At 73.1% G+C, this 21,690-nt stretch carries 15 protein-coding genes; 11 read left to right on the top strand and 4 right to left on the bottom strand.

Going from position 1 to position 21,690, the window contains the following annotated elements; genetic code table 11:
• Positions 1–16 precede the first annotated feature (16 nt).
• On the bottom strand, positions 17–703 hold the full coding sequence (locus tag ACZ3X1_RS14965; protein ID WP_362625332.1) for an MOSC domain-containing protein: 687 nt from the start codon (positions 701–703) through the stop codon (positions 17–19).
• 88 nt (positions 704–791) lie between these two features.
• Here ACZ3X1_RS14965 and ACZ3X1_RS14960 point away from each other — a divergent pair, with 88 nt between their 5' ends.
• Positions 792–1,697, top strand: a complete 906-nt coding sequence (locus ACZ3X1_RS14960) for a LysR family transcriptional regulator (protein ID WP_356811200.1) — start codon at positions 792–794, stop codon at positions 1,695–1,697.
• Positions 1,698–1,890: 193 nt separating this feature from the next.
• Here ACZ3X1_RS14960 and ACZ3X1_RS14955 read toward each other — a convergent pair whose 3' ends face one another.
• A complete protein-coding gene (locus ACZ3X1_RS14955; protein ID WP_030027725.1) occupies positions 1,891–2,217 on the bottom strand; it encodes a WhiB family transcriptional regulator in 327 nt (108 codons plus the stop codon).
• Positions 2,218–2,607: 390 nt separating this feature from the next.
• Between ACZ3X1_RS14955 and ACZ3X1_RS14950 the strand changes: the two genes are divergently transcribed.
• From ACZ3X1_RS14950 to ACZ3X1_RS14935, 4 genes are all read left to right on the top strand, one after another.
• Positions 2,608–3,219, top strand: coding sequence for a response regulator transcription factor (locus ACZ3X1_RS14950; RefSeq protein ID WP_003948568.1), 612 nt, complete (start codon positions 2,608–2,610; stop codon positions 3,217–3,219).
• A 374-nt stretch (positions 3,220–3,593) separates the two neighbouring features.
• On the top strand, positions 3,594–4,223 hold the full coding sequence (locus ACZ3X1_RS14945; RefSeq protein ID WP_030659530.1) for a sigma-70 family RNA polymerase sigma factor: 630 nt from the start codon (positions 3,594–3,596) through the stop codon (positions 4,221–4,223).
• 114 nt (positions 4,224–4,337) lie between these two features.
• Positions 4,338–5,837: an IMP dehydrogenase gene (gene guaB, locus ACZ3X1_RS14940; RefSeq protein WP_356811199.1), complete on the top strand. Its 1,500-nt coding sequence runs from the start codon at positions 4,338–4,340 to the stop codon at positions 5,835–5,837.
• A 139-nt stretch (positions 5,838–5,976) separates the two neighbouring features.
• Complete coding sequence (locus ACZ3X1_RS14935) at positions 5,977–7,101, top strand: GuaB3 family IMP dehydrogenase-related protein (protein ID WP_356811198.1); 1,125 nt, start codon at positions 5,977–5,979, stop codon at positions 7,099–7,101.
• A 283-nt stretch (positions 7,102–7,384) separates the two neighbouring features.
• Here the strand turns inward: ACZ3X1_RS14935 and ACZ3X1_RS14930 are convergent, their stop codons facing one another.
• Together ACZ3X1_RS14930 and ACZ3X1_RS14925 are read right to left on the bottom strand one after the other, a co-directional pair.
• On the bottom strand, positions 7,385–7,849 hold the full coding sequence (locus ACZ3X1_RS14930; protein WP_467279955.1) for a hypothetical protein: 465 nt from the start codon (positions 7,847–7,849) through the stop codon (positions 7,385–7,387).
• 117 nt (positions 7,850–7,966) lie between these two features.
• Positions 7,967–9,196 carry a nucleotide sugar dehydrogenase gene (locus tag ACZ3X1_RS14925; RefSeq protein ID WP_356811196.1) on the bottom strand — a complete coding sequence of 410 codons (1,230 nt, stop codon included), beginning with the start codon at positions 9,194–9,196 and terminating at the stop codon, positions 7,967–7,969.
• 226 nt (positions 9,197–9,422) lie between these two features.
• Between ACZ3X1_RS14925 and ACZ3X1_RS14920 the strand changes: the two genes are divergently transcribed.
• The 6 genes from ACZ3X1_RS14920 (at position 9,423) to ACZ3X1_RS14895 (ending at position 21,665) form a co-directional block, all read left to right on the top strand.
• Positions 9,423–11,129: a glycerol-3-phosphate dehydrogenase/oxidase gene (locus ACZ3X1_RS14920; RefSeq protein ID WP_356811195.1), complete on the top strand. Its 1,707-nt coding sequence runs from the start codon at positions 9,423–9,425 to the stop codon at positions 11,127–11,129.
• A 584-nt stretch (positions 11,130–11,713) separates the two neighbouring features.
• The gene (locus tag ACZ3X1_RS14915) at positions 11,714–13,684 is read left to right on the top strand and encodes a serine/threonine-protein kinase (RefSeq protein WP_467279954.1); all 1,971 of its coding nucleotides are present in this window, start codon (positions 11,714–11,716) and stop codon (positions 13,682–13,684) included.
• Between the two features lie 78 nt (positions 13,685–13,762).
• Complete coding sequence (locus ACZ3X1_RS14910) at positions 13,763–16,333, top strand: protein kinase (protein ID WP_467279953.1); 2,571 nt, start codon at positions 13,763–13,765, stop codon at positions 16,331–16,333.
• Positions 16,334–16,458: 125 nt separating this feature from the next.
• Positions 16,459–18,102: a serine/threonine-protein kinase gene (locus ACZ3X1_RS14905; RefSeq protein ID WP_467279952.1), complete on the top strand. Its 1,644-nt coding sequence runs from the start codon at positions 16,459–16,461 to the stop codon at positions 18,100–18,102.
• 103 nt (positions 18,103–18,205) lie between these two features.
• The gene (locus tag ACZ3X1_RS14900; RefSeq protein ID WP_356815755.1) at positions 18,206–19,837 is read left to right on the top strand and encodes a succinic semialdehyde dehydrogenase; all 1,632 of its coding nucleotides are present in this window, start codon (positions 18,206–18,208) and stop codon (positions 19,835–19,837) included.
• 10 nt (positions 19,838–19,847) lie between these two features.
• Complete coding sequence (locus ACZ3X1_RS14895; protein WP_467279951.1) at positions 19,848–21,665, top strand: GMC oxidoreductase; 1,818 nt, start codon at positions 19,848–19,850, stop codon at positions 21,663–21,665.
• Positions 21,666–21,690 lie beyond the last annotated feature (25 nt).

The raw sequence follows: 21,690 nt of genomic DNA, 5'->3' as shown, positions 1-21,690 counted from the left end.
GCCCCGGGTGACAGCGTTATCGCACGCCGGCCCCGGCCCCGTACTTCTCGACGTACTGGCGCACGGTCTCATGCGCCTCCGGCTCCATCGCCGCCCCCGCGGCCAGGGTGCGCGGCAGCAGGGCGCGCTCGGTGGTGAAGGCGCGGAACCACAGCTGCACCGTCACGTCATGGTCCGGCCGGTGGATGATCTCGATGGGGTCGCCGGGGGAGACCGAGCCTTCCTGGATCACCCGCAGGTACGCGCCCGGCCTGGCCTCCCGGGTGAACCGCCTGACCCAGCCCGCCTCGCCCAGCACCCCCTGAAAGGTGCGGCACGGTATGCGGGCCGAGGCCACTTCGAGGACGAGGTCCGTGCCGACCCGCCAGCGGTCGCCGAGCCGCGCGGTGTTCAGGTCGATGCCGGAGGTCGTGAAGTTCTCGCCGAAGAGCCCGCCGGGCAGCTCGCGGCCCAGCTCGCGCTCCCACAGGTCCAGGTCCTCGCGGGCGTACGCGTAGACGGCCTGGTGGTCGCCGCCGTGGTGGCGGCGGTCGCAGACGGCGTCGCCCTCCAGGCCGCTGCCGAGGCCGGTCGCCTTCGCGCCGGGGGCGAGGACGCGGACCGGGCCGGGAACGGGACGCTTGCCGATGCCCGTCACCCCGCTCTTCGCGTCGGTGTGCTCGGAAGGGGAGGCGGCGCCGAGGTTCACGGAGATCAGATGCATGGGACCCATGCGCACAGGCTAACCGGGCTACCCCAAAGCGTCACAGGGGTATTCGCGCAGCGATGAAAGCGGGCCTTATGCTCAGAGGGTGATCGAGGCACGTCATCTCCGGGTACTGCGCGCCGTCGCCGGGACCGGATCCTTCTCCGCCGCCGCGCGTGAGCTCGGCTGTACCCAGCCCGCCGTCTCCCAGCAGATGAAGGCGCTGGAGCAGTCGGCCGGCACCCCGCTGCTCATCCGCACCGGCCGCGAGATGCGGCTGACCCAGGCGGGCGAGGCCCTGGTCCGGCACGCCGCCGGGATCCTGGCCGGGCTGACCGCCGCCGAGGAGGAGGTCGCGGCCATCGCCGGGCTGCGCGCGGGCCGGGTGCGGCTCGTGTCCTTCCCCAGCGGCAGCTCCACCCTGGTGCCGACCGCGCTCGCGGCGATGCGCGCCGAGCACCCGGGCACCCGTATCTCCCTGGTCGAGGCCGAACCGCCGCGGTCGGTGGAGATGCTGCGCGAGGGCGACTGCGACCTGGCGCTGGCCTTCCGCTACGGCGGGTCCGCCGGGTCCGCCGCCGAGTGGGACGACCTCGTGGTGCGGCCGCTGCTGACCGACCGGCTCGTGGGGCTGGTCCCCGAGGGGCACGCGCTGGCCGGGGCCGAGCGCGTGGGCATGGCGGAGCTGGCCGACGAGCCCTGGATCGCGGGCTGCCCGCGCTGCCGCCGCCATCTGGTGGAGGTGTGCGAGGAGGCGGGCTTCACCCCGCGGATCGACTTCGCCACCGACGACTACCCGGCGGTGGTCGGCCTGGTCGGCGCGGGGCTGGGTGTCGCGGTGCTGCCGGAGCTCGCGGTGGAATCCGTCCGGGCCAAGGGCGTCAGTACGGTCGTCGTCGAGCCGGCCGTCGAGCGGGAGGTCGTGGCGCTGACGCTGTACGACCTGGCCCGGGTGCCGGCCGTGGCCGCGACCCTGGCCGAGCTGGAGCGGGCGGCGGCGGCCACGCGCTGACGCGGGCCCGGCCGGACGCGTGAGCGCACAGCCCGGCCGTACACCCCGGCCGTACACCCCGGCCCGGCGCGGCGGCCGTACGCGCCGGGGCGCGTACGGCCGAACGCGTGAACCGGGACCTGGCGGCGACACGCTCGGGCAGGTGGGCGGGTGTGGCGCGGAGGAAACGTTCCTTCCGTCGTTTGGGCGGCTCTCAGTGCGGCGCGATCGGTCCGATCGCACTCGACGCGGGGATCAGTCGATGCCGGGCGCGGCCCATCAGTTCCTCGCGCTCGTCCTCCGTGAGGCCGCCCCACACCCCGTAGGGCTCACGGACGGCGAGTGCGTGCGCAGCGCATTCCGAACGAACCGGGCATCGCATGCAGACCTCTTTAGCCGAGGCCTCGCGCGCGCTCCTGGCCGCGCCCCGCTCGCCCTCCGGGTGGAAGAAGAGGGAGCTGTCGACCCCGCGGCAGGCGGCTAGCAGCTGCCAGTCCCAGAGGTCGGCGTTCGGTCCGGGGAGGCGGGAGAAATCTGCCATTGGTAGTCCTCTTGGTGCCGGTACTGAGGCGGATACGGGTCCATGTCTCCAAGGGTCTCCACACCTACTGTCGGAGTAGATGTAAATATGACTCATTGGGAATCTAGCCTCAGACACGTGCCAAACGGAAGGAAAGCCGCCAAATAGGGCATAGCTCCAGATGGAGGACAAGCAGCTCGCGCCTCCCCCGTCGTGATCGCTTCCTCACGTAGAGTGCCGAAGGTGTCCGTCCGACCCGTAACTCTTTCGAGTGACCATCGTTGAGAGTGCGAAGGCGGTTGAACCCACAAGTTCTCGGACAGGTGTCCGGGAGCATCGACCGCACAGGTGACGATACGTACCAGCCTGGAGGCTCAAGGTGACGCGCATCAGCAGCTGCGGAGGGCGGTCATGACATCCGTCCTCGTCTGCGACGACTCCCCGCTTGCCCGAGAGGCGCTCCGTCGAGCGGTTGCCACCGTGCCCGGCGTCGAGCGTGTGACGACGGCTGCCAACGGCGAGGAAGTCCTCCGCCGCTGGGGCGCCGACCGCTCCGACCTGATCCTGATGGATGTACGGATGCCCGGGCTCGGCGGTGTGGAGACGGTGCGCCGCCTCCTCTCGGCCGACCCCGGCGCCCGCATCATCATGCTGACGGTCGCCGAGGACCTGGACGGCGTGGCCCTCGCGGTCGCCGCCGGAGCCCGCGGCTACCTGCACAAGGACGCTTCTCGCGCCGAGCTGCGGGCCACGGTCACCCAGGCCCTCGCCGACCCGACCTGGCGGCTGGCCCCGCGCCGGCTCCGCTCCGCCGAGATGGGCGCCGCGCCCACCCTCACCGCGCGCGAGATCCAGGTCCTGGAGGGCATGAGTCACGGCCGGTCCAACGCGGAGATCGGGCGCGAGCTCTTCCTCTCGGAGGACACGGTCAAGACGCACGCCCGCCGGCTCTTCAAGAAGCTCGGCGCCTCGGACCGCGCGCACGCCGTGGCGCTCGGCTTCCGCTGGGGTCTCGTCCGCTGACCCGCCGCGGCCGGGCCCCGCCCGCTCCGCCGCACACCGCGGATCGTCGAGAGCGGTCCCGTCCGCCACCGGTGGACGGGGCGGCGCGCCGCTCTTGCCGTCGTTCGGCGCCTGCCGGCGCCCCTTCTCGTCGCGGTAGCCCCGTCCCGCCGTACCCGGTGCGCACCCGGGGGTTGGCGGGGCACAATCCGGGGGACGTCTCGCTTCGTGCGCGATGCCGCATCCTTGAGGGTGTGGAGTCTCTCGGGGACTATTCGGCCGAGCGGGAGGGGAGGGCGCAGATGCAGAGTTCCGGCGCACCCGCTCATAACGCTTCGACGCACAACAAGGGCCACGGTGCCGCGGATGCTCCGGCGCCAAGGCACCATGGACGGATGCGCGACGACGAGGCCCTGGGGTCCCCCGCGGCCACAGGCCCCACCGGCGCCGCCGGAGGCGGCAGTGCCGGGGGCGTCAGCGCGCTGGTCCGCCGGGCGGTGGAGGGTGACGAGCAGGCCACGCACGACCTGCTCGCCTTCGTGCACCCGCTCGCCATCCGCTACTGCCGCACCCGGCTGTCACGGCTTCCGGGTGACGCTCGCCACTTCGTGGAGGACCTGGCGCAGGAGGTCTGCGTCGCCGTCCTGATGGCGCTGCCGCGCTACCGGGACACCGGTCGGCCCTTCGAGGCATTCGTCTTCGCCATCGCCGCGCACAAGGTCGCCGACCTGCAGCGGGCCGCCATGAGGCACCCGGGCAGCACGGCCGTGCCGTCCGACGAGATGCCCGAGCGGCCCGACGACTCGCTCGGCCCGGAGGAGCGCGCGCTGCTGAGCAGCGACGCCGCCTGGGCCAAGAAGCTGCTGGCGAACCTTCCGGAGAACCAGCGCGAACTCCTCGTCCTGCGGGTGGCCGTCGGGCTGACCGCCGAGGAGACCGGCCAGATGCTCGGGATGTCCCCCGGTGCCGTGCGCGTGGCCCAGCACCGGGCGCTCAGCAGGCTCCGCGCGCTCGCCGAGCAGTAGGCCTACCCGTAGGAAACTACGAATCTTCCGGTTGACCTTGGTCGTGGAATGAGACGCGTCGGGATCCCGTTAGCATGGACATCCGCGCTGAGCAAGACCATTTGGGAAGGTGTCATGACTGCCGACGGAGTGCCCGACAAATTCGCGACGCTCGGACTGACCTACGACGACGTGCTGCTGCTGCCGGGCGCGTCGGACATGGCGCCGAACGACATCGACACCTCTTCCCTCATCTCCCGCAACGTGCGTGTGAACATCCCGCTGCTGTCCGCGGCCATGGACAAGGTCACCGAGGCCCGCATGGCCATCGCGATGGCCCGCCAGGGCGGCGTCGGCGTGCTGCACCGCAACCTGTCGATCGCCGACCAGGCGAACCAGGTGGACCTGGTCAAGCGCTCCGAGTCCGGCATGGTCACCGACCCGATCACGGTGCACCCGGACGCGACGCTGCGCGAGGCCGACGAGCTCTGCGCGAAGTTCCGCATCTCCGGCGTGCCGGTCACCGACCCCGCGGGCAAGCTCCTGGGCATCGTCACCAACCGCGACATGGCCTTCGAGTCGGACCGCAGCCGCCAGGTGCGCGAGGTCATGACGCCGATGCCGCTGGTCACGGGCAAGGTGGGCATCTCCGGCGTGGACGCCATGGAGCTGCTGCGCCGCCACAAGATCGAGAAGCTTCCGCTGGTCGACGACGGGGGCGTCCTCAAGGGCCTCATCACGGTCAAGGACTTCGTCAAGGCCGAGAAGTACCCGAACGCCGCCAAGGACAAGGACGGCCGCCTCCTCGTCGGCGCGGCCGTCGGTGTCGCTGGCGACGCGTACGAGCGTGCCCAGGCCCTGATCGAGGCGGGCGCCGACTTCATCGTCGTCGACACCGCCCACGGTCACTCCCGCCTGGTCGGCGACATGGTCGCCAAGATCAAGTCGAACGCCACGGTCGACGTCATCGGCGGCAACGTCGCGACCCGCGACGGCGCCCAGGCGCTGATCGACGCCGGCTGCGACGGCATCAAGGTCGGCGTCGGCCCCGGCTCCATCTGCACCACCCGCGTCGTCGCCGGCATCGGCGTCCCGCAGGTCACCGCGATCTACGAGGCCGCGCTCGCCGCCAAGGCGGCCGGCGTCCCGGTCATCGGCGACGGCGGCCTGCAGTACTCCGGCGACATCGCGAAGGCCCTCGTCGCGGGCGCCGACACGGTGATGCTCGGCTCGCTGCTCGCCGGCTGCGAGGAGTCCCCGGGCGAGCTGCTCTTCATCAACGGCAAGCAGTTCAAGTCCTACCGCGGCATGGGCTCGCTCGGCGCGATGCAGTCCCGCGGCGACCAGCGCTCCTTCTCCAAGGACCGCTACTTCCAGGAGGGCGTGGGCGGCGACGACAAGCTCATCCCCGAGGGCATCGAGGGCCAGGTGCCCTACCGCGGTCCGCTGTCCGCGGTCGTCCACCAGCTCGTCGGCGGCCTGCGCCAGTCGATGTTCTACGTGGGCGGGCGCACCGTGCCGGAGCTCCAGGAGAACGGCCGCTTCGTGCGCATCACGTCGGCGGGCCTCAAGGAGAGCCACCCGCACGACATCCAGATGACCGTCGAGGCCCCGAACTACAGCCGCAAGGGCTGAGCAGGCGCAAGGCGGAGGGGCGGGCCCGGATCACCGGGTCCGCCCCTCTCGCATGGCGTCCGTACAGCGGTCACCGGAACGCGACCCGCCGGGGTTCGGGGATACTGGACGGGCAGACCCAGAGGAAAGGCCACCACACGTGACTGAGATCGAGATCGGGCGCGGCAAGCGCGGCCGCAGGGCGTACGCGTTCGACGACATCGCCATCGTCCCGAGCCGGCGTACCCGGGACCCGAAGGAGGTCTCGATCGCCTGGCAGATCGACGCGTACCGCTTCGAGCTCCCCTTCCTGGCCGCCCCCATGGACTCGGTCGTCTCCCCGCAGACCGCGATCCGCATCGGCGAGCTCGGCGGCCTCGGCGTGCTGAACCTCGAAGGCCTGTGGACCCGTTACGAGGACCCGCAGCCCCTGCTCGACGAGATCACGGAGCTGGACGAGGAGGCCGCGACCCGCCGCCTCCAGGAGATCTACTCCGCTCCGATCCAGGCGGACCTGATCCGCCAGCGGATCAAGGAGGTGCGCGACTCCGGTGTCGTCACCGCCGCCGCGCTCTCCCCGCAGCGCACGGCCGAGTTCTCCAAGGCCGTCGTCGACGCGGGCGTGGACATCTTCGTGATCCGCGGCACCACCGTGTCGGCCGAGCACGTCTCGGGTGCCGCCGAGCCGCTGAACCTGAAGCAGTTCATCTACGAGCTGGACGTCCCGGTCATCGTGGGCGGCTGCGCCACCTACACGGCGGCCCTGCACTTGATGCGCACCGGCGCTGCCGGTGTCCTCGTCGGCTTCGGCGGCGGCGCCGCGCACACCACCCGCAACGTGCTCGGCATCCAGGTCCCGATGGCGACCGCCGTCGCGGACGTGGCCGCGGCCCGCCGCGACTACATGGACGAGTCCGGCGGCCGCTACGTGCACGTCATCGCCGACGGCGGCGTGGGCTGGTCGGGCGACATCCCGAAGGCCGTGGCCTGCGGCGCCGACGCGGTGATGATGGGCTCCCCGCTGGCCCGCGCCACGGACGCGCCCGGCAGGGGCAACCACTGGGGCATGGAGGCCGTCCACGAGGACGTGCCGCGCGGCAAGAAGGTCGACCTGGGCACCGTCGGCACCACCGAGGAGATCCTCACCGGTCCCTCGCACAGCCCGGACGGCTCGATGAACATCTTCGGCGCGCTGCGCCGCTCGATGGCCACCACCGGCTACAGCGAGCTCAAGGAGTTCCAGCGCGTCGAGGTCACCGTCGCGGACTCTCAGCACCGCCGCTGAACCCGGGTGATTCATGCCGAAGGGCCCGGCCCCCCGTTGCGGGGGCCGGGCCCTTCGGCATGCGTGGTCCGGATCGGCGGCGGCATGCGGACCACGGAGGCCGGAACGCCGGCGTCGAGCGGGGCGAGCGCGCCGATCGTCGGCCGGTAGGGGGCCGGATCGACCGGGGAGGGGTATGAGCGGGGCGCACGGATCATGGACCGGGACGGATCCCGTCGACCGGGATGCGCGGCCGCAGCCGGACCCGTCGTGCCTGCCCAGCGTCCTGTCGGCGGCCGGTGCGTCAGCCGGCGGACTTGCGGGCCGCCTGGAAGGCGGCGTAGGCGCCGATCGCGTAGAAGAGGATCGAGATCGGGTCGATGTTGTCCACGTAGCGCTGGTTGAGGTTCACGAGCTCGCTGGTGAGCAGTTCGGAGACCGGGATCCCTTCGTGCTCGGCGAGGGCCATCTCCAGGAGGTAGCCGGCGTACACGCCGGCGAGCGTCAGCACGGCGCTCAGGACCGGGAGGAGGGGGTTGCGGCCGCCGAGGCGGACGGCGACGAGGGCGACCGCGAGGCCGACGCCGGCGGCCAGGTAGCCGATCTGGAATTCGATCGCGCTCATGATCGCGCCGTAGAGGGCGCCCGCGACCACGGCGGTACCGGCCGCCGCGAGGATCGCCAGGCCGACGTTGCCGCCGCGGGCCGGGGCCGGGGCGGCGACCGGGGAGTAGGAGTCGGGCGCGGGCGGCGTGAAGTTCTGGCTCATGTGGAAATTTCCCCCCAGGGATCCGAGCGCACAGGTGGCCCTCGGGCATAAGTGCGAGATAAGCGACGCCGCAGGCGAGCAGGCCGGTCGGACGTCGCCAGGGGGATCTCCCGGTGCTCAGAGCCGGTGGGCCGCGCCCACCGGGCTGGCGCCGCGGGTGTCCAGGAGCAGCTGCGCCTTCACCGCCAGGGCCTGCATGTCGTAGGTGCGGTGGTGCTGGAGCAGGATCGTGAGGTCGGCGTTGGCCGCGGCCTCGTACAGGGACTCGGCGCGGGGGACCGGCTGGTCCCTGACCCGCCAGCCCGTGATGTACGGGTCGTGGTAGCTGATCAGCGCCCCCAGGTCGATGAGGCGGCTGGCGATCTCGCCGGCCGGGGAGCCCTCCTGGTCGGCGAGGTCGGGCTTGTACGTGACCCCGAGCAGCAGGACGCGGGCCCCGCGGGCGGACTTGCCGTGCTCGTTCAGCAGGGTGGCGGAGCGCTGGATGACGTACTGCGGCATCCGGTTGTTGATCTCCTGCGCCAGGCCGACCATGCGCAGCGGGTGGCCGGGGGTGCGGGTGGTGTGGGGGAGGTAGTTCGGGTCGAGGGGGACGCCGTGGCCGCCGACCCCGGGGCCGGGGCGGAAGGCCTGGAATCCGTACGGCTTGGTCTCGGCGCAGCGGATGACGTCCCACAGGTCGACGCCGAGGTCGTGGCAGAGCACGGCCATCTCGTTCATCAGGGCGATGTTGACGTGGCGGTAGTTGGTTTCGAGGAGCTGCACGGTCTCGGCCTCGCGCAGGCCGCGGGCGCGGACGACCTTCTCGGTGAGGCGGGCGTAGAAGGCGTGCGCCGACTCGGTGCAGGCGGGGGTGAGGCCTCCGATCACCTTGGGGGTGTTGGACACGCCGTGCGTCCGGTTGCCGGGGTCGAGGCGGCTGGGGGAGTAGGCCAGGTGGAAGTCCCGGCCGGCGCGGAGTCCGGATCCCTCCTCCAGGATCGGCCGCAGGTAGTCCTCGGTGACGCCGGGGTGGGCGGCGGACTCGAGGATCACCGTGGTGTGCGGGCGCAGCCGCGCGGCGAGCGCGCGGCCCGCCCCGCCCACGGCGGAGAGGTCCAGCGCGCGGTCGGCGCCGAGCCGGGTGGGGGCGCAGATGACGGCCGTGCGGACTCGGCCGAGCTCGGCGGGGTTGGTGGTGACCCGGAAGCCGGCCGCCGACATGCGGCGGATCTCGGCAGCGGAGAGAGTGGAGTCCGTGACCGGACCGCTGTCGTAGCCGACCGTCTCGATTCCGGCGGCGACGGCCGCCTGCGCGAGCGGGAGGCCGAGATGGCCCAGTCCGATGACGGCGAGGTCTGCGGGCATGGGGATGCCGTCCCTTCCCTGGCGTGAGGGGGTGCCGCGCGAGTCCTCCGAGGACAGGGGAGCTGGCGCAATGTCAGACTAGGCTTATATATGACCGATATGTCGCATTCCGGGGTGAACGTCACCGTTGTGTTGTCCACAGGCGGTGGCTGATGTGGGTGCGGGAAGTCAGAATCGAGAAACGGGGGCATGTGAGCGGGATCACCCGCACCAACGGGAGGCAGCCGTGAGGACAGCGACACTGGGGCCGGCGCAGCGAGCCGTGGCCTTCACCCGGATGGCCGAGCGGGAACTGGACGTGCTGGTCGTGGGCGCGGGCGTGGTCGGCGCCGGCACCGCGCTCGACGCCGTGACCAGGGGCCTGTCCACCGGCCTGGTGGAGGCGCGGGACTGGGCCTCGGGCACCTCCAGCCGGTCGAGCAAGCTCATCCACGGCGGCCTGCGGTACCTGGAGATGCTCGACTTCGCCCTCGTGCGCGAGGCGCTGAAGGAGCGCGGCCTGCTGCTGGAGCGCCTCGCCCCGCACCTGGTGAAGCCCGTGCCCTTCCTGTACCCGTTGCAGCACAAGGGCTGGGAGCGGCTCTACGCCGGCGCGGGCGTCGCGATGTACGACGCGATGTCGGTCTCCAGCGGCCACGGACGGGGACTGCCGGTGCACCGGCACCTGTCGCGCACCCGGGCGCTGCGGGTGGCTCCGGCGCTGCGCAAGGACGCCCTGGTGGGCGCCCTCCAGTACTACGACGCCCAGATGGACGACGCGCGGTACGTCACCACGCTCGTGCGGACGGCCGCGGCGTACGGGGCGCACTGCGCCAACCGGGCGAGGGTCGTGGGGTTCCTGCGCGAGGGTGAACGGGTGGTCGGCGCGCGCGTGCGGGACGTGGAGGGCGGTGTCGAGTACGACATCCGCGCGAAGCAGGTCGTGAACGCCACGGGGGTGTGGACGGACGACACCCAGGCGCTGATCGGGGAGCGCGGGCAGTTCCACGTACGGGCCTCCAAGGGCATCCACCTGGTCGTGCCGAAGGACCGCATCCACTCGACCACGGGGCTGATCCTGCGGACCGAGAAGTCCGTGCTGTTCGTCATCCCGTGGGGGCGGCACTGGATCGTGGGGACCACGGACACCGACTGGGACCTGGACAAGGCGCATCCGGCGGCGTCCAGCGCCGACATCGACTACGTGCTGGAACACGTCAACTCGGTGCTCGCGGTGCCCCTGACCCGGGATGACGTCCAGGGCGTGTACGCGGGCCTGCGGCCGCTGCTGGCCGGCGAGTCGGACGCGACGAGCAAGCTGTCGCGCGAGCACACGGTGGCGCATCCGGTGCCGGGGCTGGTGGTGGTCGCCGGCGGAAAGTACACGACGTACCGGGTCATGGCGAAGGACGCGGTCGACGAGGCGGTGCACGGGCTGGACCAGCGGGTGGCGCCGTGTGTGACGGAGGACGTGCCGCTGGTGGGGGCCGAGGGGTACCGGGCCCTGTGGAACGCGCGGGCGAGGATCGCGGCCCGGACGGGCCTTCATGTGGTCCGGGTGGAACACCTTTTGGACCGCTACGGGACGCTGACGGAGGAACTGCTGGAACTGGTCGCCGCCGATCCGGAACTGGGCAAGGCGTTGACCGGGGCGGACGACTACCTGCGCGCGGAGGTCGTGTACGCCGCCTCCCACGAGGGGGCGCGGCACCTGGACGACGTTCTGACGCGGCGGACGCGGATCTCGATCGAGACCTTCGACCGCGGGACGCGGTCGGCGCGGGAGTGCGCGGAGTTGATGGCGCCGGTGCTGGGCTGGGACAAACAGCAGATCGAGAAGGAAGTGGAGCACTACGAGAAGCGGGTCCAGGCGGAACGGGAATCGCAGCGGCAGCCGGACGACCAGACGGCGGACGCCGCCCGGCTGGGGGCGCCCGACATCGTTCCGTTGTAACTCCGGGATGCGGAAGGCGGAACCGCAGCCCCGGGGGGTCCGTCCGTTGCGGAGTGAGGAACAATGATGGCTCTGCCGGGGCGGGTTACCGTGGGCCCCGGCCGCCGGGTCGCTCAGCCGCTGGGGCGGGCGGAGCAGCGGCACGATCGCAGAGGGGACGCATGTCGAAGCCGGAGCACACCGAGTCACCTGCCGGGGCGCCTGCGGCGAAGCTTGACGATGGCGCCTCTGCGGCGTCGCCTGCGGCGAAGCCCGAGGATGTTTCCGTACCTGCGGCAAGGACTGCCGCCGACACCGGGCCTGATGGGCCGAAGCCCTCCTCTGCGGCTGCGGCGGAGTCGGACGGGTCGAAGCCGAAGCTGAGCAGGACCGCGCCGGCGGCGGAGCCGGAAGACGCGAGGCCCGCGGCCTCGAAGCCGGCGGCGGGCAAGCCCGCACCTGCGGCGCAGCCCGAGGCTGCGCCTGACGGGTCGAAGCCGAAGCTGAGCAAGACCGCGCCTGCGGCGGACGCCGAGGACGCGAAGCCGGCGGTCAAGCCGGTCGGGGCGACCGGGGGCAATCCCGTCGTCGAGAAGGCCGATGCCATGGCCGCCGCCGTGAAGGCCGCCGCCGCCAAGGCGGCCGGTGGCGGACGCGACGAAGGTCGGCTGCTGGCCGGGCGGTACCGGCTGAACTCGGTGCTCGGCAAGGGCGGCATGGGTACCGTCTGGCGGGCCCAGGACGAGACCCTGGGCCGCACCGTCGCCGTCAAGGAGCTCCGCTTCAGCAGCGGGGTCGACGAGGACGAGAAGCGCCGCCTCATCACCCGCACCCTCCGCGAGGCCAAGGCCATCGCCCGGATCCGCAGCGGCGGCGCCGTCACCGTCTACGACGTCGTCGACGAGGACGCCCGCCCGTGGATCGTCATGGAGCTCATCGAGGGGCCCTCGCTCGCCGAGTTCATCCGCGAGAACGGCCCCCTCACCCCGCACCGCGCCGCCGAGGTCGGCCTCGCCGTGCTCGACGTCCTGCGCGCCGCGCACGGCCAGGGCATCCTGCACCGCGACGTCAAGCCCTCCAACGTGCTCATCGCCGGCAACGGCCGTGTCGTCCTCACCGACTTCGGCATCGCGCAGGTCGAGGGGGACCCCTCCGTCACCTCCACCGGCATGCTCGTCGGAGCCCCTTCCTACATCTCGCCCGAGCGCGCCCGGGGCCAGAAGCCCGGCCCGCCCGCCGACATGTGGTCGCTCGGCGGCCTCCTGTACGCCTCCGTCGAGGGGGTTCCCCCCTACGACAAGGGGTCCGCGCTCGCCACGCTCACCGCGGTGATGACCGAGCCGGTGGACCCGCCGAAGAACGCCGGCCCGCTCACCGAGGTCATCTACGGTCTGCTCGCCAAGGACCCGTCCCGCCGGCTCGACGAGGGACGTGCCCGGGCGATGCTCACCGCCGTCCTCGCCGCGCCCGAACCGGTACCGGCCCCCGTGCCCGCCGTGGCCGAGGAGACCCGGCAGATATCGCTGGCCGACGCCCGGCAGGCCGCGGAGAAGGCCACTGCGGAGAAGGCCGCCGAGAAGGCGGCCAAGAAGGAGCGGGAGCGCCGCGAGCGGGAGCAGCGCGAGCGCGCCCGCGCCGCGCTGAAGGCCGCCCGCAAGGCGCAGACGGCAGCCCCGGCCGCCGCGGCCGCGACGGCCGTCTCGGCCGCGGAAGCGCCGAAGAGCCGCCCCGCCTCCGTCGTCGCGCCGCTGACGGACGTCATGCCGCGTCGCACCATCGCGCTCGCGGTGGCCGCCGTGATCGCGGTCCTCGCGGTGGTCGGCTCGCTGATCGCCTACGCCTTCAGCGGCGACGACAAGGACGCCAAGGACGAGGGCAAGGGCGGCAAGGCCACCCCCGCCGCGTCCGCCCCGCAGACCTCGGGCGGCGCCGACCAGGGCTCCCCGAAGCCGTCGGGGAACACCGGGGAGACGGGTACGGGCGGCACCGCCGGCGCCGGTACCGACGCGGGCGCGGGCGGACAGGGCCAGGGGCAGCAGACGGCCGGCCAGGGCCAGGGTCAGGGTCAGGGCCAGGGTCAGGGCCAGGGCGCCACGACCGGGGGAGCGGGCGGCGCACTCCCCGCGGGATACGCGATGGTGACGGAGCCCGGGTTCCACTTCTCGATGGCGATGCCCGAGGGGTTCAAGCGGACGGGCACCGCGGGCGACGACTCCGGCGCCATATTCAGCCGCGACGGCGGGTTCCCGCGGATCCAGGTGGACTTCACCTCCAAGCCGGGTGACGACGCGGCCCTCGCCTGGGTCAAGCTGGCCCCCGCCGTGGGCGGCAGCAGCAAGGGCTACCGGCAGATCCGCATAGACAAGGCGGAGTACCGGGGCTACCCGACCGTCGCGGACTGGGAGTTCGAGCGGGAGCAGGGCGGGATGAAGGTCCGGGTCCTCAACCGCGGGTTCAAGATCGACGCCACGCACGGCTACGCCATCATGATCAGCTGCCCCGCCGACCAGTGGGACGGCCCCGAGTGCACCCAGATGCGCAACGTCGCCTTCGAGACCTTCCGGCCTCTCGGCTGACCCCGGGACGCAGGCGCCCCTGTCGACGTATCGTGTCAGCGGGGCCCTGGGGGGCCCACCGCACTCGGGGGAGGCGATGTGGAGGAGTACGCGGGCCGGATCCTGGCCGGCCGCTACCGCCTGCCGCTGCCGCCGTCCGACGAGTACGAGCTGGTCGAGACCCGGGCTTTCGACACGCGCAGCGGACAGCAAGTCCTGGTCCGCCAGGTGCCGTTGCCGGAGGTCGTGGACGCCGAGCTGGTGGACGGGGCCCTGGCCGTCCCGGCGGCGCGCCGCGCCCCCGCCGACCTGCCGGCCGTGCGGCGCGCGATCGAGGCGGCGCAGGCCGCGGCCTCGATTCCCGACCACCCCCGGCTGGACCAGGTCTTCGACGTGTTCGCCGAGGGCGAGTCGCTCTGGATAGTGAGCGAACTCGTCCCGGCCAGGCCGCTGGCCGCACTGATCGCCGACGAACCCCTGAGCCCCTACCGGGCGGCTGAGGTGGCGTCGGACGTGCTCACCGCGCTGCGGGTGCTGCACGCGCACGGCTGGACCCACCGGAACATCACCGTCCGCACGGTGTTGGTGTGCGAGGACGGCCGGGTCGTCCTGACGGGACTGGCGGCCGGCGCCGCGGAGGAGGCCCTCTGCGGGTACGACCCCGTCCCCCGCACCGACGACTCCGGCCCCGACGAGCGCTGGGGTGCGGGCCCCACCCCCGCCCCGTTACCGGCTCCCGTACCGCCCCCCGCGGTTCCGGCTCCTCCGGTTCCCCCGCCCGCCGGGTCCGGCGCGCCGAGCGACGGCGGGTACGCGCCGCTCGTGGCCCCCGGCTACGACACCGGGCCGCGGTACACCGATCACATCACCCCCGGCCGGCCGCAGGACGGGCCCGACCTCCAGGCCGCCGCGCGCGCCGGGGTCATCGCCGCGTACCGGGCGGGGGCGCGGGCGGCGGCCGCCCGGGTCACCGAGCAGCGCAAGGCCGAAGCCGCCGGCGGGAGCGGTGCCGCTGCCGCGATCGAGGCGGGGCCGGGGTCCGGCGCCACGCCCGGGCGCAGGCCCGAGGGATCGACCCTCCCGCAGGGGTACGCGTACCCGTACGGCGGGGAAGCGCAGGCCCGGGTCGGCGGCGCCTGGCACGGCGCGACCCCGCGCCTCCCGGCCCTGCCGCAGCCGGAGCAGGAACGCGAGCGGCAGCCGGAGCAGGAACGCGGGCCGCAGTCCGAGCGCGAGCCCGGACCCGGACCCGTACCCGCGCCGGGGCCCGAGCCGGAGCCGGCGGCCCGGCGCTCGCCCGCCCCGGCCCCGTCGGCCTGGAGCCGGGCCGACCCGCCGACCGCGCCCGCCCTGCCCGCGCAGCTCGCGCTGCCGCAGGGCTACCGCCAGGCCGAGAACCCGGGGCGCCCGGCGCCCGGCGGGCCCTTCCCGCTCCCGACCCCCACCCCGGAACCGGCCCCGCAGCACTCCCCGCAGGCGGCCTCCTGGACCGGGCTCGACGCCGAGCGGGCCCGGCACACGCGCATGGCCGTGGTCGGCGCGGTCACCGAGCGGTGGGCCCCCGAGCAGGCCGGCCCCGTGCACGGGCACTGGCAGCTGGCGGCGCCCGTCGGGCCCGCCACCGACCTCTGGGCGCTCGGCGCGCTGCTCTACCGCGCCGTGCAGGGGCACGCCCCGTACCCGGAGGACAGCGTCGCCGAGCTCGTCGAGATGGTCTGCGCCGAGCCCCCCGCCTTCGCCGAGGAGTGCGGCGCGCTCCGCCCCGTCGTGGAGTCCCTGCTGCGTCAGGACCCCACCGAGCGGCCCGACTTCGAGGAGCTGCGGGGCTGGCTGCGCTCGCTCGTACGGTCCGCTCCCGAGCCGGACGCCGGGCTCGGCGTGCTCCCGATGCCCGACCCGGATCCCGCGCGGCTGCCCGTCGTACGCCGCCGCGGCGAGGTCCACGGCCGGCACCGCAACCCCACGGCCGCCCGCAAGCCGCGCGCGCTCGGCCGGACCCTGCTCGTCGGCATCCTGGTCCTCCTCGCCGGAGCCGTCGCGTACGCGATGCTGTTCATGCCCCGCGCCGGTGTCCCGCAGGAACAGGACGGCCCCGGGGAGGCCACCGCGCACGCCTCGTCGCGGCCGAGCCCCTCCCAGGTGCCTTCCGGTACGCCCGAGTCCAGGCCCGCGCCGCAGACGACCGGGCCGGCGGCGTCGCAGGCCGCGCCCGCGCCCGCCCCGCCCGGCTACACCACCCAGCAGGACCCGGAGCACTTCGAGATCGCCGTCCCCGAGGGCTGGGAGCGCCGCGGCATCAACGAGGCGGGCCAGGTGCGGTACACCGGCGGGGCGTTCGTGCTGACCGTGGTCCCCGGCCGGGACAAGGTCGAGGGAAATCCGGACCCGGCGGCGTACCAGAAGGACAAGGAGCCGGAGCTGACGCCGTACCGGACCTCCACCTGGTCGACCGTCGGGGACGTGAAGACCACCAGGGTCGGACAGCAACTGCGGGCCACGGGACGCTACACGTGGATCGACGGGACCGGGCGCAACGTCTTCGCCCGCAACTTCGTCGTCGCGCTGGGCGGCAGTTACCACGTCGTCCTGGTGACCGGTCCGGAGGACGAACAGACCAAGGTCACCGAAGTCTTCGAGAAGGCCACGGCGAGTTACAAGGCGGGGGGATGAGCGGATATTGACGACTGATCAGTACGGCGATTGCGTCACAGTGCCGTCTTTCGGCGCCCGGGCGGTTCCGACAGCCCCCGTGGGCTCCGTAATCTGGCCTGAAGTGCAGAGAGCGGCGGGATTTCGTGGAACAGCAGACTGGTGGGGGCGCCGTGCTGGCGGGCCGGTACAGGCTCGTCGAGCCGATCGGCCGGGGCGGTATGGGAAAGGTGTGGCGCGCGCATGACGAGCTGCTCCACAGGACCGTCGCGGTCAAGGAACTGACGGCGGGTCTGTACGTCGCCCAGGCCGACCGGGACGTCATGCACGCCCGGACGCAGAAGGAGGCGCGGGCCGCGGCCCGCATCCAGCACCCGGCGGTGGTCACCGTCCACGACGTGCTGGAGCACGACGACCGGCCGTGGATCGTCATGGAGTACATCGACGGTCCCTCCCTGGCGGACGCGGCCAAGGCGGCCGGACGGATCGAGCCGCGCGAGGCGGCCCGGATCGGGCTGCACGTACTGGGCGCGCTGCGCGCCGCGCATGCGGTCGGCGTGCTGCACCGGGACGTGAAGCCGGGGAACGTGCTGCTCGCCAAGGACGGCCGGGTGCTGCTCACGGACTTCGGGATCGCCGCGATCGAGGGCGACTCGTCCATCACGCGCACCGGTGAGATCGTGGGCTCCATCGACTATCTGGCGCCCGAGCGGGTCACCGGCGGCATCCCCGACCCGTCCTCGGACCTGTGGTCGCTGGGCGCCACCCTCTACACGGCGGTCGAGGCGCGCTCCCCGTTCCGCCGTACGTCCCCCATCTCCAGCCTGCAGGCCGTGGTCAACGACGAGCCGCCGGCGCTGCGGCAGGCCGGGGCGCTGGGGCCGGTGATCACCTCCCTGCTGCGCAAGGATCCGACGGAGCGGCCCTCGGCGGAGGAGGCCGAGCGGATGCTGCTGGAGGCGATGGAGGGCCGCGAGCCGAAGGCGGCGCACGCGTACGTGCCGACGCGGGCGGTCACCTCGGAGGAGCTCGCCCCGGCGCAGGAGCGGCCCGAGGAGCCGGCCCCGCACGAGGAGATCGCGCAGACGGCGCCACTGCCGGAGTCGGCAGCGTCCGGGACGGTGCCCGCGCCCGTGCCCGCCGACCGGGACGGCGGCTGGATCAAGCGCGCCGCGGTGGTGGCCCTGGTGGCCGCGCTGCTCGGCGGCGGCGGTGTCTTCGGGATCCTCAAGTACACCGGGGAATCGGGGGCGGACGGCGGCCAGGACAGGGTCACGAGCTCGACGGGCGGCCAGTCCGGCGACGAGGGAAAGCCGCAGCCGGCGACCCCGCCGGCCGGATACGACAAGGTGGTCGACCCGCTCGCCGGGTTCACGCTGTTCGTCCCGGAGGGCTGGACCCGCAAGGCGAACGGCGACCAGATCGACTACACCCCGGACGACGGCAAGCACTTCATCCGGATCGCCTCCGATCCCACCCCGGACTACAGGGACCCGCTCGCGCACCTCCTCGACCTGGAGCAGCAGGTGGCGAAGCGGACCGACTACAAGAAGGTGCGGCTGCACCAGAACACCTTCCGGGACAGCACCCGGGCCGCGCTCTGGGACTTCAGCTGGACGGAGAAGCAGACCCACCCCGGCCCGCGGCGGGCCAAGGAGCAGATGTACATCGCCCCGGACGGCACGGAGTACGCGATCTACATGTCGAGCCCGGTCGCCGACTGGGCCACGACCGAGCAGCAGTTCGACGTCGTGCTCAGCGGCTGGGAGCCGCCCGCCAAGAAGTCCTGATCGGCACCGATCCGGGCATCCTGCCAGCGATCGCTGGCGGAAAAGGGAAAATCCGGTTACCGGCGGGTACCCAAAGGCTGCCGGGCGCAATACGCTCACCGGCATGACGGACTCGCAGGCCCCAGCCGCCCCCCTCCGGACCGCACCGCAGCCCACCAACCCGGTCGCCCCGGCCCCGGCCGGTGCCCGCACCGCCGCCGACGTGGTGACCCCCGACCTGGTCGCCCGGCTGACCCGCGGAGTGATCGGCTCCGGCCGCACCGCCAACCACACCCCCTTCACCGGGGACCGGCTGGCGGAGCTCCCCGAGGCCACCCCCGAGGACGTCGCCGAGGCCTTCGACCGGGCCCGCGCCGCGCAGCCCGCCTGGGCAGCCGTCCCCGTACGCAAGCGGGCCGCCGTCCTGCTCCGCTTCCACGACCTGGTCCTGGCCCGGCAGGCCGAGGTCCTCGACCTGATCCAGCTGGAGACCGGCAAGGCCCGCCTGCACGCCCACGAGGAGGTCCAGGCCGTCGCCGTGTCCGCCCGCCATTACGGCCGCAGGGCGCCCTCGTACCTGCGCCCCAAGGGCCACACGGGTGCGATGCCCACCCTCACGAAGGTGACCGAGCTGCGCCAGCCGCGCGGGGTCGTCGGCCAGATCGCCCCCTGGAACTACCCCCTGGAACTGTCGGTCGGCGACGCCCTGCCGGCCTTCGTCGCTGGCAACGCGCTCGTCATGAAGCCCGACACCGAGACCGCGCTGACCGCCCTGTGGGCACGCGACCTGCTGATCGAGGCCGGGCTGCCCGCCGAGGTCTTCCAGATCGTCCTCGGCGAGGGCCCCGTCGTCGGCCCCGAGGTGGTCCGCCACGCCGACTACGTCTCCTTCACCGGCTCCACCCGCACCGGCCGCGAGGTCGCCCGGGGCGCCGCCGACCGCCTCGTCGGGGTCTCCCTCGAACTCGGCGGCAAGAACGCCATGCTCGTCCTGCACGACGCCGACATCGAGAAGGCCGCCGCGGGCGCCGTCCGCGCCTGCTTCTCCTCCGCCGGCCAGCTGTGCATCTCCATCGAGCGGCTCTACGTCCACGCCTCGATCGCAGACGCCTTCGTCGAGCGGTTCGCCGCCCGCACCAAGGCCATGCGGCTCGGCGCCTCCCTCGCCTACGGCGCCGACATGGGCTCGCTCGTCGGCGAGCGCCAGCTGGAGACCGTGACCCGGCACGTGGACGAGGCCGTCGCCAAGGGCGCCACCCTCGTCGCCGGCGGCACCGCCCGCCCCGACATCGGGCCGCTCTTCTACGAGCCCACCATCCTCGACGGAGTCGAGGCCCCCATGGCGGTGTGCGGCGAGGAGACCTTCGGCCCGGTCGTCTCCATCTACCGCTTCACCGACGAGGAGCAGGCGATCGCGGAGGCCAACGCCACCGCCTACGGCCTCAACTCCAGCGTCTGGACCAAGGACGCCCGCCGCGGCCACTCCGTCGCCGCCCGCCTGCGCACCGGCACCGTCAACATCAACGAGGGCTACGCCCCCGCCTACGGCAGCGCCCAGGCCCCCATGGGCGGCATGAAGGACTCCGGCCTCGGCCGCCGCCACGGCTCCGAGGGCATCCTCAAGTACACCGAGGCCCAGACCGTCGCCCACCAGCGGCTGGTCCCGATGGCGCCCTCGCTGGGCATGGACGACGAGAAGTACGCGGCGTTCATGACCCGCAGCCTCAAGGTCATGAAGGCTCTCCGACTGCGCTGAGGAGGTATCCGTGTCGCACGACGCATCCGGCGACGACGCCTACGACTACGACGTCATCGTCATCGGATCGGGCTTCGGAGGGTCGGTCTCGGCCCTGCGCCTCACCGAGAAGGGCTACCGGGTCGGCGTCCTGGAGGCAGGGCGCCGCTTCACCCGCGAGAGCCTGCCGAAGAACAGCTGGGACCTGCGCAACTACCTGTGGGCGCCGGCGCTCGGGCTGTACGGGATCCAGCGGATCCACCTGCTCGGCAACGTCATGGTGCTCGCGGGCGCCGGCGTGGGCGGCGGCTCGCTCAACTACGCCAACACCCTGTACGTGCCGCCGGAGGCCTTCTTCCAGGACCGTCAGTGGGCGTCCATCACCGACTGGCGCGAGGAACTCGCCCCGTACTACGACCAGGCCAAGCGGATGCTCGGGGTGCGCCTCAACCCGACCCTGACGCCCTCCGACGTCCACCTGAAGGCGGCCGCCGCCCGGATGGGCGTGGCGGACTCCTTCCACATGGCCCCGGTCGGCGTGTTCTTCGGGGACGGCGAGGACGCCGCGGGCACCTCCCGGGTCCGGCCCGGTGAGGAGACCGCCGACCCGTACTTCGGTGGCGCCGGCCCCGCCCGCAAGGCCTGCACCGAATGCGGCGAGTGCATGACCGGCTGCCGGCACGGTGCGAAGAACACCCTGAACGAGAACTACCTCCACCTCGCCGAACGGGCCGGCGCCGTCATCCACCCCATGACGACGGTCACCGCCCTGTCCGAGCACCCGGAGGGCGGCCACCGCGTCCGCACCGTGCCCACCGACGGCCGCCGCCGCGGCAAGGCGAAGGTGCTGCGCTGCCGGTACGTCGTCGTCGCGGCCGGGACGTACGGCACGCAGACCCTGCTGCACACCATGAAGGACCGCGGCGAGCTGCCGCGCCTGTCGCAGCGGCTCGGGGAGCTGACCCGGACCAACTCCGAGGGCCTGGTCGGCGCGCAGACCGACGACCGCCGCTACCGCCGCCGGCGCGGCGCGGGCCCCGGCGAGGAGCGGCGCGCCGACTTCACTCGCGGCGTGGCGATCACCTCCTCGGTGCACCCGAACGCCGACACCCACATCGAGCCCGTCCGCTACGGCAAGGGCTCCAACGCCATGGGGTTCATGACCGTCCTGCAGGTGCCCTACAGCGCCCACCGGGTGCGCGGCTGGCTCGCCAGGACCGTGCGGCACCCGGTGCACCTCGCCCGGTCGCTGTCGAACCGGCGCTGGTCGGAGCGGACCATCATCGGCCTGGTGATGCAGTCCGTGGACAACTCGCTGACCACGTACCGCAAGCCGGGAGGGATCGGGAAGGGCCTGCTCACCGCCCGCCAGGGGCACGGCGCCCCGAACCCGGTGCAGATCGCGGAGGCCACGCAGGCCGCGACCCTGCTGGCCGAGGAGATCAACGGCTTCCCCGGCAGCAACATCGGCGAGCTGATGGGGACCCCGCTGACCGCGCACTTCCTCGGCGGCTGCCCGATCGGGGCGTCCGCGGAGGAGGGCGTGGTGGACCCGTACCACCGCCTCTACGGGCACCCGGGCATCTCGGTGGTCGACGGCGCGGCCGTCTCCGCGAACCTGGGCGTCAACCCGTCGCTGACGATCACCGCACAGGCGGAGCGGGCGATGTCGTACTGGCCGAACAAGGGAGAGCGGGACCCGCGGCCCGAACAGGGCGCGGCCTACACCCGCCTGGACGCGGTGGAACCGGTCCGTCCGGCCGTTCCCGAGGACGCGTTCGGCGCGCTGCGGCTGCCGTTCCTGGCGGTCCCCGAAATTCCCCCACGGGATCCGGAACCGGCCGGATGACGGCGGTGGGTACCGCGCTCCCCCT

The organism is Streptomyces sp. NPDC023541, assembly GCF_055559995.1.
Note: the sequence above shows the minus strand (reverse complement) of the source record. Positions and strands in the feature narration are given on the sequence as shown.